Genomic DNA, 13,551 nt, shown 5'->3' with positions numbered 1-13,551 from the left:
GTCAGCCCTCCGCAGGTGCTGTCGCGGAGGCGACCAGGTCAACCAGTACATCGTTGATCGCCGTGACCGCCGCAGGCACCGCCGCGATGACCGGATCAGACAAACCAATTCCGTCCTCGACGCTTTCGACTTCGCAGCCGACGACGATCGTCCGGGGAGCGGTCCCGCCCAGTGCCTTGAGTGTCGCGAACACAGCGGCCGGGTCCATGCTGTGTGCTTCGAGACCGGCAGTCGGCGAGAGGGTTTCGTGGTCAGCCTCGAAAATATGAAGTGTGCCGGGTGCCCCGCGATTGGGCAGGGCATCGACGAGGACAAGTGCCCGCCACTGCTCGAGGAGATCGTAGGCCAGGTGCATGCCCCTGATGCCATAGTCCACTACGTTGATGTCGTCGCCGACAGTCTGCGTGGCGGCATTGCGAATCACCTCGGGTCCGAATCCGTCGTCTCCGAGGAAGATGTTGCCGATTCCGGCGACCAGAATGCGGGCTGTCATCTGGTTGTCGAACTCCGATCTACATGTTGCGGATCTTCATGTACCGCCGTACGTCTGGAATGGAGCGGAGCCCGACCGCGATCCCGCCCAATACCACCACGGCGACGACACCGGTTGCTACCCAACCAATTACATCCATCATGAACTCCTCTCTGGGCTGACTACTTGTGCATCGATCGGTTCGACCTCATCCGGCGCAAAGTACAGATATCGGCCGTAGGAGTCGGGCATCTCGACGTCCGGATCGTCTTCGACGATCACGCCCACGTACTGCTGGCCATCGACGTCCTCATGAACGGAGATGACGCGGGCGCTCTTGCCCGCGAAGAAGATGTCCTGTGCGTCGGCGCGGCGGGACGGCCGCAGGCGAACTCTGCTGCCCGCGGATACCCGGACGCCGTTGACCAGTACGGCGTCGACGTCGGGACGGACGGCGGTGTCGGCCACCGGATCCCACCAGTCGACACCGTCCGGGATCTCCGGGATGAGTCCCGCCGACCTCATCTGCCCGTCCAACGCATCGAGTCTCGGGTCGTCATACCCTGATGCGTGCGGGTTGCGCAGAATGCCGTGCAACTGCTGCATGGCCTCGGGTGACATCGAATCGCATCTGTCGATGATGGCCGCCGCCAACGGATCAGTGGCGCGCGCTTGTGCCTTCTCTTCATCGGTCATCGTCATCACGCGGAGCGTGAGGATCTCGTCGATCTCGGTGGAGTCGTAGAGCGCGCCCTCGCTCTGTTCGGCAATCTCTGGATGGTCGTAGAGGATGATCGGCGAAATCAACAGCAGATCATGTTCGCCCGGTCGGCCGGCGAGCACGGGGAAGCATCGGTGCTGGACAAGGTGCGACACCGTCGCCCTCGCCGAGTCCGGTGGATCGAGCAGTGAGATGAACTCTCCGCCAACGACTTCAGCGATGATGTGGGTGCCGATCAACGATGTGGCGATGGCCTCGTCCTTGTCCGCTGCAGCCTCGCCGACATTGCGGACCGCTGTGCTGACCCGGTGGAGGTCAGCCGCTTCATGCTCGACGGCGACGGTGAGGTCGGCCCGGATCGCGGATCTGGTGCGGATGAGTCGACCACCGTCGACGGCCTCGGTCTCGCTGCCCTCGCCCACCTCGATGCTCAACGTGCGCGGCTGAACGAGGTCAGTGAGTCCGAAAGGGCCGAACGAGAGCTCGCGCTCCACCGCCTCGTCCCAGGTGACCCAGGACTGCAAACCGCTTGTCACCTTGTCGACGGGTTCGAATGTGCCGTCGCCGATATCGCGTTCGGCGCGGCGGTGTTGTAGTTGCAGGAAGCGCACGACGAGCGTCAGTTCGCTGTCACCGTCGACCAGGAATTGCGCCGTCAGACTGTCGCTCTCGCCGATGCCCGCGTCGCACGCCCCCGGTGGTCCGACTACCCCGAACTGCCAGCGGGATTGGTTCTTGCTGGACGTCGCTCGGTAGGGGTAGAGCAGGTATCCCTCGTAGAGCACAGCGTCAGCGATGGCGCGTGCTCGATCCCAGGAGGGTTTCATCGGACCTCCTCGGGCGCACAGATCCGCTCGGTGACGCGGGGTGCCTCCGTGAGCAGGGTGGTCACCGCATCCTCGAAGTCGAGCATCCCGCGGGCCGACTTGTATTCGGCCAGCGCGGATATGGTGTCGTGCCCGAGTCGTACCCAGCCGGCGTTCGGATAGTGGATCCGAACGAGCTCGTTCCACACCGACACCGGCATCTCGTGCCTGGCTTCGCATTCCCACGACACCTGGCGGACCGAGAAGCCACGCTCGCCGTGAACGAACACGGTTCCGCTGAAGAGAAACAGCAGCGGAACCGCGCCGTCGCGCAATGCGTGGAGATACTTCGACGCTGCGACTTCGAAGTCATAGGTGCATTCCAGTGGCAGCGAGATCTCGGTGGCTTCGGTGAAGCCCTGGACCATCGCGCCGCTGTGCTGCCATAGGAAGGTCCGTTGGGTCTCGGCCCACCGCGCGCGTGGCCCGAACAGGTCGACCAAACCGACGGCCTCTTCGTCGGAGTAGGGCCGCCGCAGCGGTTCGAAGCGGATCTGGCAGCGCAGCGCGATCGCATGAATCGGTTCGTCCTCACCGGCTGTGATGGCGATGCGCGCGGTCAGTCGCGGCGTGACCGAGAACTGTTCCGCGGCGACGTCGACGACGGTGAAGGCCAGATCGTTCACGCTGACGCCACCTTGCTGCGCGCCTTGATCCGCTCGAAGAACTCGTCGATGAAATCGCGGACCTCCTGGCCACCGTCAAAGCCACGCCACAACATTCGCAATCGGCCCACGAACTCGTAGCAGGCGTCGATGGGGACCAGATAGCACTCCACGGATGCGTCGAGTGCTGGATCCGCGTGGTCTCGATCGGGAACGCGCACCAGCAGGGCTTCGACGTCGTCTGCGAGCAGGTCCAGTTGGTTGTCGGCGCCGCTGATCGTCGTCCATGCGTCGAGATCCAGCTCGGACTCGGTGGCTCCCGCCGGACCAGGATAGAAAGCCACGGTCTTGTCGAGGTCGGAGTTGTGGAAGAAGAACGCCAGTCCGACGGGGATCTGGAGCGCTTCCCAGGCGCGACGGTCCAGGGTGAAGTCGGGGAACGTGAGGTAGCGATCCGGAACGGCCCGGTATCGGAGCTTGGCGTGTGGATCGGTGAACAGCAGGTAGCAGCCGCGGCATGTGCACATCAGTTGACGCGCTGCGACATTGACGATGTGCTGGTGCTCGTCGGCGATCGGTTCGGCGCACATCTCGCAGCGCTCGCCGGGTTGCTGTACGGGCGGTTTCTGAGCCCGGATCCGTGCGAGTACGTCGTAGGCGCCTGTCATCACGCCACTCCGGACGTTTCGGAAAGCACTGCGACACAGAGCACACCGTCGCGGTGCAGCAGCGGAATTGGGTCCAGGTGCATCGCCGTTGCGGCGTCGTCGTCAAGGCCGGCGCCGGCGTGCACGACGTCGAAATGCGCTTGGCAGCGCGGGCACCGGAGGACCGCCTGACCAATGGGTGCACCGAGCGGGCGGTGTAGCGCCGCGCCCGCCATCGAGTCGTGGCATCGACCGCACCGATCGTGGTAGGCGAACAGGTCGTCACCGATGCGACAGGCCAGAATCGGCACTCCGGCGATCAGGAACCCGGCCACCTCGCCCTGTCGGAGATCGCTGATGTCCGGGATGGGATGCCACGCCGCACCGGCCCCGTCGCGAACCCGGCTCATCACCGAGTCCACCGAGATGAGGCTGGGCGATGCTGTCGAGTCCGGTTGTGCCGCCACGACTTCGATCGACGTGATCTCCGGTGCCGCGGCACGAATCGCATCCTCGACGGCGAATTCGAGGGTCACAGCCGATGACGGGCAACTCTTGCAACTGCCCGCGAATTGCAGGCGAACCGCCGGGCCGGCCTCGGTATCTGCCACCTCGAGCAGCGCGACATCGCCGCCGTGGGAGCCGAGATAGGGCCGGACACTGTCCAGCGCGTCCTCGATCCTGCGCTCCATGCTGTGCGGGTGCAGACCGTGCACCAGCATGAGACTGGCCACGAGTTCGTCGGCGGCGAATTGATCGACCAGATCGGGGGCCGCCTCGGCGGTGACCGCGATGATCCGGTCCAGCGCGGCGCCGTAGAGCTCGGTCAATTCGGCGGCGAGTTGCACGGTCCGCTCGTGCACAACCGTTCCACTGCCCGCGCTGGCGTCCAGCAGTGTCTGGATTCGATCACCTGCTGAACGCCATCGCGTTTCGTCCTCGTGCGCCTCCGGGTTCTGTCGACCTGCCGAGGCCATGGGTCACTCTCCGGTGACGGACTGTGTCGGTGAATGCAGTTTCTCGAGTGTCTTGCCGTCGCCGAGGTACATGTGCACTCCGCATGGCAGGCATGGGTCGAAGCTGCGCACCGTGCGCATGATGTCGATGCCCTTGAAGTTATCCCGATCATTCTCCTCGAAGATCGGTTGTCCTTGAACGGCATCCTCATACGGTCCGGGAGTGCCGTAGCTGTCGCGCGGGTTGGCATTCCACGGTGTCGGGGGATAGGGGTGGTAGTTCGCGATCTTGCCGTCCCGGATCACCATGTGATGGGAGAGCACACCACGTACCGCCTCGGTGAAACCGCAGCCGATGGCCTCGTCCGGCACCGTGAACTTCTCCCACGTCTTGGTGCGTCCCGCCCTGATTTCCACCAGCGCCTGCTCGGCAAAGTGCAGCGCGCAGGCCGCCGCGTACGCCTGGAAGTAGGTCCGCGCCCGGTTGCGTTCGAGCGTGTTGCTGCCGTGTTTGGGGATCTTCCACTCCAGCGACACCGGGCCTTTGAGCGCAGTCTTGGGCAGGTTGATCTGCACGCTGCCGCCGGTGGACTTCACATAGCCGATATCGACGAGCCCGGCCAGCGCGGTGCTCCACAACCGCGCCAGCGGACCGCCGCCGGTGTCCAGTGCCAAATGATCCTTGCCGTCGAACCATCGCGGCGACATGACCCAGCTGTATTTGTCGTCCATGTCGCGCTTCTGCGGCCTCGGGTTGGTGTGCTGATTCCATGGGTGCCGCCGATCGATCGGATTACCGAGCGGATCGTTCTTCACGAACATCTCCTGGTCGGTCCAATCGTCGTAATACGAACTGCCCAAAAGGATTCGGATACCGAGGTTGATGTCCACCAGGGAGTGGGTGACGAGCTTGCCGTCGACGACGACACCGGGCGTCACGAACATCGCGTCACCCCAGCGCTCCATGTCCTTGTAGGCGAAGTTGCAGACCTCCGGATCCTGGAACGAACCCCAGCATCCGAGCAGGGTGCGGCGCAGGCCGACCTGCTCGTAGCCGGGCAGCGCTTCGTAGAAGAAGTCGAAAAGATCGTCGTGCATCGGAACGACCTTCTTCATGAACTCGACGTAGCGCATCAGACGGCTCATGTAGTCGGTCATCAGCTGAATGGTGGCCACAGTGCCTACGCCACCTGGGTACAGCGTCGAGGGATGGACGTGCTTGCCCTCCATGAGGCAGAACATCTCGCGCGTCCAGCGGCTGACGACCAGGGCCTCACGGTAGAACTCACCGGTGAACGGGTTCAGCGCTCGCATGATGTCGGCAATCGTGCGGTACCCGTGTGCGTCCGAATTCGGGGCAAGTGTGTTCTCGGCCTTGGCCAGGACACCCGGATTGGTTTCGGAGACCATCTTCTCGCAGTAGTCGACGCCTACCAGATTCTCTTGAAAAATGTTGTGGTCGAACATGTATTCCGCGGCCTCGCCCAGATTGACGATCCACTCGCCGAGGTTGGGTGGTTTGACGCCGTACGCCATGTTCTGTGTGTAACAGGAGCAGGTGGCGTGGTTGTCGCCGCAGATTCCGCAGATGCGACTGGTGATGAAGTGCGCGTCGCGGGGATCCTTGCCTTTCATGAAGATCGAATAACCGCGGAAGATCGACGACGTGCTGTGGCACTCGGCGACCTCGCGGTTCTCGAAGTCGATCTTGGTGTAGATGCCGAGGCTGCCGACGATTCGGGTGATCGGATCCCACGACATCTCGACGAGCGTGCTCGGGTCCTTCTTGGTGTGCTGGGGTCCGGGAACTGTGGTTGTCATTGGCTCTTTGCCTTTCTATGCGGTGCCCACCTACCAGGTGCGCACCGCTCCTGTGGTCAGTTCCTTGCCCGGACGCCGCCAACTCGGCTCCTTGTCAACGGTTCTTCCGGTGATGTGTCGCAGATTGCGAATCACCGAGCCGTAGAGGCCGGAGGCGGTCGTCGAGATCTTTCCGCCCGGAGGTTCGTCCATGAAGGGCATGAATTTGTCGGGGAAGCCCGGCATCGTGCATCCAATGCAGATTCCGCCGACGTTCGGGCAGCCGCCGACGCCGTTGATCCAGCCACGCTTGGGCACGTTGCACTTCACGACCGGGCCCCAACAACCAAGCTTGACAATGCATTTCGGTGATCCGTACTCGGTCGCGAAATCACCTTGCTCGTAATAGCCGGCCCGGTCGCACCCCTCGTGCACGGTGTTGCCGAACAACCATTGGGGTCGCAATGCGTCATCGAGCGGAATCATCGGCGCTTGCCCGGTGGCCATGTACAGGAGGTAGGTCAACGTCTCGGAGAGGTTGTCGCCTTGGATCGGACAGCCCGGTACGCACACGATGGGAATGCCCGCCTTGCTCTGCCACTTCCAGCCGAGGTAATCCGGCAGTCCCATTGCGCCGGTCGGGTTGCCTGCCATCGCGTGAATGCCGCCGTACGTCGCGCACGTGCCGACAGCCACGATCGCGGTCGCCTTCGGGGCCAGCCGGTCGAGCCATTCACTGGTCGTGATCGGCTGGTCGGTCGCCGGGTCGTTGCCGAACCCGCACCAATACCCTTCCTGATGGAGGTCTTCGTTGGGGATCGATCCCTCGACGACCAGCACGAATGGTTCAAGCTCACCGCGATCGGCTTTGAAGAACCACTCGAGGAAGTCGTCCGCGCCACCCGCCGGTCCGCATTCGAAGTCGATCAACGGCCAGTGCACTGCGATTTGAGGCAAACCGGGAAGTGCCCCGAGCGCGATCTCCTCGATGCTTGGTTGGGTAGCGCCTGTCAACGCCACGGAATCGCCGTCGCAACTGAGTCCGGCGTTGATCCACAGAACATGGATCAAGGTTTCTTCCGCTTTTTTGGCAGCATCAGTCAACATGCTTGCGGCTTTCCGGGACCGGGCTGCAGTCCCTGGCGGCGCAGGAGTCGCCCTTCGGCCCACTTGCGCGTCGCTAAGTTTCGGTCTACTCCCGCAAAAGTGTGTTGTCAATCACACTTCGGCGATAGCCGCAAACTGTTCACGTGCGCGCGCGTCAATCCATTGATGCCAGATATGCATCCCGTCACCTTTGGTAGCTGAGACGGGAATGATCTCGACGTGGGGATTGACCGAACGCGCGTGCTGCGCGCAGAGTTCGAGGTCGAAATCGACATAGGGCAACAGGTCGATCTTGTTGATGAGCACCAGTCCTGCCGCGGCGAACATGTGTGGATACTTCAGCGGCTTGTCGGTTCCTTCGGTCACCGAGATGACAACGACCTTGCTGTGCTCGCCAAGGTCGAATAGCGCGGGGCAGACGAGGTTTCCGACGTTCTCGATGAACAGCAGCGAGGCGCGTTCAGGATCCAGGGTGTGCATTGCGCGCGCGATCATGTCCGCGTCGAGGTGGCAGCCCGCGCCCGTGTTGACCTGAACTGCGCGTGCCCCTGCGGCGGTGATCCGATCGGCGTCGAGCAGGGTCTCTTGATCGCCTTCGATCACCGAAACGTGGCGTTGCGAGCCGAGATGACGGATGGTGCGCTCGAGCAGCGTCGTCTTGCCTGCGCCGGGTGAACTGGTGATGTTGAACGCCAGGATTCCGCGGTCGGCCAGCCACTGCCGATTCTGTTCGGCCAGCACATCGTTCTTCGCGAGAACCTTCTGCTCCAAGGAGATGGTCTCGGTGTGCGGGTGGTCGTGATCGTGGTCGTGATCGTGCGGGCGATCGTGGTGGTGCGGGTGATCGTGGTCGTGCGGGTTGGTATGGCCGGGCACCGTGATGGTTGCTCCGTCGTCGCCGCAGCCACAGGTCGCACACATGATCAACTCACTTCCATCGAAAGAATCTTCACGTCACGGCCGGCGGTCACCTCGACATCGGCACTGCCGCAGGGGCATAGCAGGATCAAGTCGTCCAGCTCGAAGTCGGCGCCGCAGCTGCGACAGCATGCTTGACCGGGTCGCAAGTCAACCTCGAGGCTGGCGTGATCAGCGACAGTGCCCTCGGTCGCGAGTTCGAAGCAAAACGTCATCGCATCGGGGATGACTGCGCACAGCGCGCCGATTTCCAGCCTGACGCTGTGCACGCGACGCCCTGCGGCGTGTTCGCACACCGCCTCGACAACACTTTGTGTCAGCGCCATCTCGTGCACGTTTGCCCCAATCTGGGCGGTATCAACCCACCATAGGCGCGGGATCCTGCTCCGGGCGAGTGGAAGCAGAATCCCTTCGGGGCGCCGATCCATGCCCATGGACCCGACTCGTCAGAGCGCACGGCGTGTCAGACTTGAATCGAACAGGTGTTCGTCTACGCTGATGACAGCGCGGGACACTGGTCACGCCGACTTGTCGGTACCGACCTCTAGCGTCACGGCCAACCGATCGAGAACCGATCACGCACGAGGATGGAGACAACCCATGCCACAGGCACCTGACCGCGAGAAAGCCCTCGAACTGGCGCTCGCACAGATCGACAAGAACTTCGGTAAAGGCTCGGTGATGCGGCTCGGGGAAGATGTTCGCCCGCCGATCTCGGTCATTCCCACCGGCTCGATCGCCCTGGACGTGGCGCTCGGCATCGGCGGGCTGCCGCGCGGCCGTGTCATCGAGATCTACGGTCCGGAATCCTCGGGTAAGACAACCGTCGCGTTGCACGCGGTCGCCAACGCCCAGGCCGCGGGCGGCATCGCGGCGTTCATCGATGCCGAGCACGCACTGGACCCGGACTATGCCCAGAAGCTGGGTGTGGACACCGACTCGCTCCTGGTGTCCCAGCCCGACACCGGTGAACAGGCGCTGGAGATCGCCGACATGCTGATCCGCTCCGGCGCACTGGACATTCTGGTCATCGACTCGGTGGCCGCGCTGGTGCCGCGAGCGGAAATCGAAGGCGAGATGGGCGACAGTCACGTCGGCCTGCAGGCCCGCTTGATGAGCCAGGCGCTGCGGAAGATGACCGGCGCCCTGAACAACTCGGGCACCACCGCGATCTTCATCAACCAGCTTCGCGAGAAGATCGGCGTGATGTTCGGTTCGCCCGAAACGACAACGGGCGGAAAAGCGTTGAAGTTTTATGCCTCGGTCCGGCTGGACGTCAGGCGAATCGAGACCCTCAAGGACGGCACGGACGCGGTGGGTAACCGCACCCGGGTGAAGGTCGTCAAGAACAAGGTGTCTCCGCCGTTCAAGCAGGCCGAGTTCGACATCCTCTACGGCAAGGGCATCAGCAAGGAAGGCTCGCTCATCGACATGGGTGTGGAGCAGGGCTTCATCCGCAAGTCCGGTTCCTGGTTCACCTACGAGGGTGAGCAATTGGGCCAGGGCAAGGAGAACGCGCGCAACTTCCTGTTGGAGAACCCCGACGTCGCCAACGAGATCGAGAAAAAGATCAAGGAAAAGCTCGGCATCGGTGCCGACGTGACCGCAGCAGCTCCGTCCGATGACGAAATCCTGCCCGCCCCCGTCGACTTCTGAGGTCTCTCGCGAGGAGCAGGCGCGGGCATTGTGTCTGCGTCTGCTCACCGCGAGGGCACGCACCCGCGCTGAGCTCGAGGCTCAACTGACCAAGCGGGGTTACCCCGCCGACGTCAGCACCGCGGTGCTCGACCGGCTGGCGCACGTCGGGTTGGTCGATGACGTGGACTTCGCCGAACAGTGGGTCCGATCGCGACGCGTCAACGCCGGAAAAGGCAAGCGTGCCTTGGCCGCCGAGTTGCGTAACAAAGGTGTGGACGACGAGGTGATCACCGCCGCGCTGGCCGACGTCGACGCGGGTGCCGAACGTCAGCGCGCCGAGCAGTTGGTCCGTGACAAGCTGCGCCGCGAGAAGTTCGGCGACGATGATCACGCCAAGCTGACGCGCAGGCTGGTCGGGATGCTGGCCCGTCGCGGTTATCACCAGTCGATGGCGTTCGACGTGGTCAGCGTTGAGTTGGCCAGCGAACGGGAGCGGCGGCGGGTGTAGTCGTCGAGCACGGCGTGCGGCGCGGGGTACGTTGCGCACATGCTGTTATCGGCGAAGATCGCCCCGACATTCGACTATCCGGTGCTCCACGAGTTCTGGGCGCGCGCCGACAAGCTGGGGTTCCACTCCGTCGCCAACTACGATCACTTTTACGGGCTGGCCGATCTATCAGACCCGACGTACGAGGGGTGGACGTCGCTGGCGGCAATGGCCGGCGTGGTGTCGCGGGCCCGCGTCGGCTGCATGGTCTCCGGCGTGACCTACCGCAACCCCGCGATCCTCGCGAAAATGGCGGTGACAGTCGACCACATCAGTGGCGGCAGACTGGATTTCGGGCTCGGTGCGGGCTGGCATGAAGAGGAACACCGCGGATACGGTCTCGAGTTCCCGAGTGCGGGCGTGCGGGTGGAGATGCTCGACGAGGCACTGACCGTCATCCGGCGACTGTGGACCGAGGACACCGTCAGCTTCGAGGGCCGCCATTATCGCTTGCAGGAGGCTTTGGCCAATCCGAAACCGCTGCAGAAGCCCCATCCGCCGATCGTCGTCGGCGGCGAGAAGCCGAAGATGTTGCGCGTCATCGCCCGTCACGCCGACGAATGGAATGTTCCCAGTCACGGTGATGTCGAGGCCTGGGTGAAAACCAGCGCACTTCTCGACGAGGCCTGCGCTGAGGTCGGCCGCGATCCCGCCGGGATCCGACGCTCGATACAACTGTTCGTCCTGCCCGCCAAGGACGGTCATGTCGAAGAGCAGCTGGCCCGGCTGCCGGAGCTGGACAGCCTCGGCTGCGACCACGTGGTGCTGTCGTTCTACCAGCCGCCGACGGCGGCACAGATGGAGCGCTGCGCAGAATTGATCTAGGCAAAGATTTATTGGCCGGGTTCCGCGACCTTCACCGTCGCGCCGGGCGCACCCTCCTGCTCGATCGTCTCCGGATCCAGTGGCCTCGTGGCGCGGCGTGACCGGCGCAATCTTGCCTCCAGCCACACCGCGAACGACGACAGCGCGAAGTTCACGACGATCATCAAAACTGCGACGACCACCAGTGCAGGCAGGAGGTTGGTGAACGCCGCGCCGATGTTCGTGCCCTGCGATACCAGTTCGGGATACGTGATGGCCACGCCCAGCGCGGTGTCCTTGAGGACGACGACCAACTGCGAGATCAGCACCGGCAGCATTGACGTAATCGCTTGTGGCAGCAGGATCGACCTCATGGTCTGCCCCCACCGCATGCCCAGTGACGACGCGGCCTCCGACTGTCCGCGGGGTAGTGCGTTCACGCCGGCTCGAACGATCTCGGCGATGACGGCGCCGTTGTACAGCGTCAGACCGGTGACGACACCCGCGAGCGTCGAGTACTCCGAGGCGAAGACGTCGTATCTCGAATAGAGGAAGTACGCGAAGATCATCATGATCAGCACGGGCACCGCGCGGAAGAACTCGACGAACACCGCGCACGGGCCACTGATCCACGCGTGCGTCGACAGCCGTCCGACCCCGAGCGCCACGCCGAGGATTCCCGCCAGCACAATCGACAGCCCGGCGGCCTTCAACGTGCCCTCGATACCCGGGATGATGTAGTTCTCCCAGACGTTCGGCGTGATGAACGGCTCCCACATCGCCCAGGCCAGTTGGCCTTTGGCCAAAAGCCCAAGGCCGACGAATAAGAGCACCAGGAGAACGACCAGCACGGTGATCACGGTCGCGATGATGTTGCGGACCTTGGCGCGCGGGCCCGGCGCGTCGAACAGGACAGACGATCCGGTCATCTGGCGACCGCCAATCGCTTACCCATCCACCCGAACAGCAGGCCCAACGGCAGTGTGAGCGCGACGAATCCGGCGGCGAACAGGCTGCCGACCACCAGCAGTGCGGAGGACTTCTCCACCCACTCCGACATCAGCAGTGACGCCTCCGCCACGCCGATCACCGAGGCGATCGTCGTGTTCTTGGTTAGCGCGATGAGTACCGACCCCATCGGGATGATTGTCGCCCGAAATGCCTGGGGCAGCAGAATCAACCGCAGGTTTTGGCTGAACGTGAGGCCCAGTGACCTGGCCGCCTCAGCCTGTCCCAGCGGAATCGTGTTGACCCCGGAGCGCAGTGTCTCGCAGACGAACGACGCCGTGTACACGGACAAGCCAAGTACCGCCAGCCGGAAGTTGTTGTCCACCAAGAACGTCGGCGAGCTTGGATCGGCCAGCACGATACCGAGCGATGTGTACAGGCCCAGCGAGGTGAACAGGATGATCAGCGTCAACGGGGTGTTGCGCACGATGTTGACGTAGCCGGCGCCGAGCCAGCGGAGGACCGGCACCGGCGACAACCGCATAGCCGCCAGCACCGTGCCGATGACCAGCGCCCACAGCGCCGAGAACAGCGTCAACTGGATGGTGACCCAGAACGCGTCGAAGAACGCGCCGGCTCTGAAGACCTCCATACTCGCTCCGGCAGACCCCCGCGCGTCAGTTGGTGGCGGCGATGGCCGGAGGCGCCGGCGTCTTGATGCCCGCGGGGCCGAGGTTCTTCTCGAACGCCGCCGCCCAGGCTCCGTCGGCCTCCATCTTCTTCAGCGCGTCGTTGATCTTGTTCAGCAGCTCGGTGTCGCCTTTCTTGAGGCCGATGCCGTAGTTCTCCGTCGAGAACGTGCCGCCGACGAGCTTGAACGCGCCGGGGGACTGAGCGGCGTAACCGGCGAGGATGACCTCGTCGGTGGTCACTGCCGCGACCTTGCCCGATTTGAGCGCCTCGACGCACGCCGAGTAGTTCGGGTACTCCTGCAGCTGCACAGTCGGGAACTCGTCCTTGATCTTCTGCGCCGGCGTCGAACCCTTCACGGAGCAGAGGATCTTGCCCGCGAGCGAGTCCTTGCCGGTGATGTCGTTGTTGTTCGCCTGCACCAGCAGGCTCTGCCCGGTGACGAGGTAGGGGCCCGCGAAGTCGACGCGCTTCTTGCGCTCATCGGTGATCGAGTACGTGGCGACGATGTAGTCGACCTGGTTGTTGTCGATGAGGTTTTCGCGCTGCGCGGAGACCGCTTCCTTCCACTCGATCTTGTCCGGCGTGTAACCAAGCTGCTCGGCGACGTACGTCGCGACGTCGACGTCGAACCCGCTGTAGGTGCCGTCCGGGTTCTTCAGGCCAAGGCCCGGCTGATCGAACTTGATCCCGATGGTGACCTTCTCTTTGTCGCCAGACGCAGCGCTGCCGCCGGAATCGCCACCGCCGCAAGCGGACAGCGCGAGGGGGATGGTGACGGCGAGCGCGACCGCCCCCACGATTCGCTTCGAAATGAATGGCATGCGTTCTT

The 13,551-nt window shown here is 63.6% G+C and carries 16 protein-coding genes; 3 read left to right on the top strand and 13 right to left on the bottom strand.

Annotated features, from left to right (window positions below; all coding sequences use genetic code 11):
* Position 1: 1 nt before the first annotated feature.
* The 10 genes from ACIA48_RS06225 to ACIA48_RS06180 all read right to left on the bottom strand — a co-directional run bounded on the left by ACIA48_RS06225 (position 2) and on the right by ACIA48_RS06180 (position 8,427).
* Positions 2 to 493 carry a hydrogenase maturation protease gene (locus ACIA48_RS06225; protein ID WP_396728782.1) on the bottom strand — a complete coding sequence of 164 codons (492 nt, stop codon included), beginning with the start codon at positions 491 to 493 and terminating at the stop codon, positions 2 to 4.
* Positions 494 to 512: 19 nt separating this feature from the next.
* On the bottom strand, positions 513 to 635 hold the full coding sequence (locus tag ACIA48_RS06220) for a DUF6893 family small protein (protein ID WP_396728780.1): 123 nt from the start codon (positions 633 to 635) through the stop codon (positions 513 to 515).
* On the bottom strand, positions 632 to 2,020 hold the full coding sequence (locus ACIA48_RS06215; RefSeq protein ID WP_396728778.1) for a hypothetical protein: 1,389 nt from the start codon (positions 2,018 to 2,020) through the stop codon (positions 632 to 634). The genes ACIA48_RS06220 and ACIA48_RS06215 overlap by 4 nt, the downstream gene beginning before the upstream one ends.
* Positions 2,017 to 2,685, bottom strand: a complete 669-nt coding sequence (locus tag ACIA48_RS06210) for a DUF6084 family protein (protein ID WP_396728776.1) — start codon at positions 2,683 to 2,685, stop codon at positions 2,017 to 2,019. Before ACIA48_RS06210 ends, ACIA48_RS06215 begins: the two co-directional genes overlap by 4 nt.
* Positions 2,682 to 3,332: a DUF5947 family protein gene (locus ACIA48_RS06205; RefSeq protein WP_396728774.1), complete on the bottom strand. Its 651-nt coding sequence runs from the start codon at positions 3,330 to 3,332 to the stop codon at positions 2,682 to 2,684. The genes ACIA48_RS06210 and ACIA48_RS06205 overlap by 4 nt, the downstream gene beginning before the upstream one ends.
* On the bottom strand, positions 3,332 to 4,288 hold the full coding sequence (locus ACIA48_RS06200) for a NifU family protein (protein ID WP_396728772.1): 957 nt from the start codon (positions 4,286 to 4,288) through the stop codon (positions 3,332 to 3,334). The genes ACIA48_RS06205 and ACIA48_RS06200 overlap by 1 nt, the downstream gene beginning before the upstream one ends.
* Before the next feature lie 3 nt (positions 4,289 to 4,291).
* Positions 4,292 to 6,088 (bottom strand): nickel-dependent hydrogenase large subunit, encoded by a 1,797-nt coding sequence (locus ACIA48_RS06195; RefSeq protein ID WP_396728770.1) that lies wholly within the window; start codon positions 6,086 to 6,088, stop codon positions 4,292 to 4,294.
* 30 nt (positions 6,089 to 6,118) lie between these two features.
* A complete protein-coding gene (locus ACIA48_RS06190; protein WP_396728768.1) occupies positions 6,119 to 7,174 on the bottom strand; it encodes a hydrogenase expression protein HypE in 1,056 nt (351 codons plus the stop codon).
* Positions 7,175 to 7,285: 111 nt separating this feature from the next.
* Complete coding sequence (gene hypB / locus ACIA48_RS06185; RefSeq protein ID WP_396728766.1) at positions 7,286 to 8,095, bottom strand: hydrogenase nickel incorporation protein HypB; 810 nt, start codon at positions 8,093 to 8,095, stop codon at positions 7,286 to 7,288.
* A 2-nt stretch (positions 8,096 to 8,097) separates the two neighbouring features.
* Entirely contained in the window at positions 8,098 to 8,427 is a 330-nt protein-coding gene (locus ACIA48_RS06180) for a hydrogenase maturation nickel metallochaperone HypA (protein ID WP_396728764.1), read from the bottom strand.
* A gap of 265 nt (positions 8,428 to 8,692) precedes the next feature.
* Here ACIA48_RS06180 and recA point away from each other — a divergent pair, with 265 nt between their 5' ends.
* From recA to ACIA48_RS06165, 3 genes are read left to right on the top strand one after another with little or no spacing between them, the layout of a single operon-like run.
* Positions 8,693 to 9,748, top strand: coding sequence for a recombinase RecA (gene recA / locus ACIA48_RS06175; protein WP_396728762.1), 1,056 nt, complete (start codon positions 8,693 to 8,695; stop codon positions 9,746 to 9,748).
* Positions 9,714 to 10,238 (top strand): recombination regulator RecX, encoded by a 525-nt coding sequence (recX, locus tag ACIA48_RS06170; protein ID WP_396728759.1) that lies wholly within the window; start codon positions 9,714 to 9,716, stop codon positions 10,236 to 10,238. The genes recA and recX overlap by 35 nt, the downstream gene beginning before the upstream one ends.
* 39 nt (positions 10,239 to 10,277) lie before the next feature.
* Entirely contained in the window at positions 10,278 to 11,102 is an 825-nt protein-coding gene (locus ACIA48_RS06165) for a TIGR03560 family F420-dependent LLM class oxidoreductase (protein ID WP_396728757.1), read from the top strand.
* A gap of 8 nt (positions 11,103 to 11,110) precedes the next feature.
* Here ACIA48_RS06165 and ACIA48_RS06160 read toward each other — a convergent pair whose 3' ends face one another.
* The 3 genes from ACIA48_RS06160 to ACIA48_RS06150 are packed head-to-tail and all read right to left on the bottom strand — an operon-like array spanning position 11,111 to position 13,543.
* Positions 11,111 to 12,010 (bottom strand): amino acid ABC transporter permease, encoded by a 900-nt coding sequence (locus ACIA48_RS06160; RefSeq protein WP_396728755.1) that lies wholly within the window; start codon positions 12,008 to 12,010, stop codon positions 11,111 to 11,113.
* Entirely contained in the window at positions 12,007 to 12,681 is a 675-nt protein-coding gene (locus ACIA48_RS06155) for an amino acid ABC transporter permease (RefSeq protein ID WP_396728753.1), read from the bottom strand. Before ACIA48_RS06155 ends, ACIA48_RS06160 begins: the two co-directional genes overlap by 4 nt.
* A 25-nt stretch (positions 12,682 to 12,706) precedes the next feature.
* Positions 12,707 to 13,543 carry a glutamate ABC transporter substrate-binding protein gene (locus tag ACIA48_RS06150; RefSeq protein ID WP_396728751.1) on the bottom strand — a complete coding sequence of 279 codons (837 nt, stop codon included), beginning with the start codon at positions 13,541 to 13,543 and terminating at the stop codon, positions 12,707 to 12,709.
* Positions 13,544 to 13,551: the final 8 nt, after the last annotated feature.

It is taken from the genome of Mycobacterium sp. NPDC051804, from assembly GCF_044452905.1.
Lineage (GTDB): Bacteria > Actinomycetota > Actinomycetes > Mycobacteriales > Mycobacteriaceae > Mycobacterium.
Note: the sequence above shows the minus strand (reverse complement) of the source record. Positions and strands in the feature narration are given on the sequence as shown.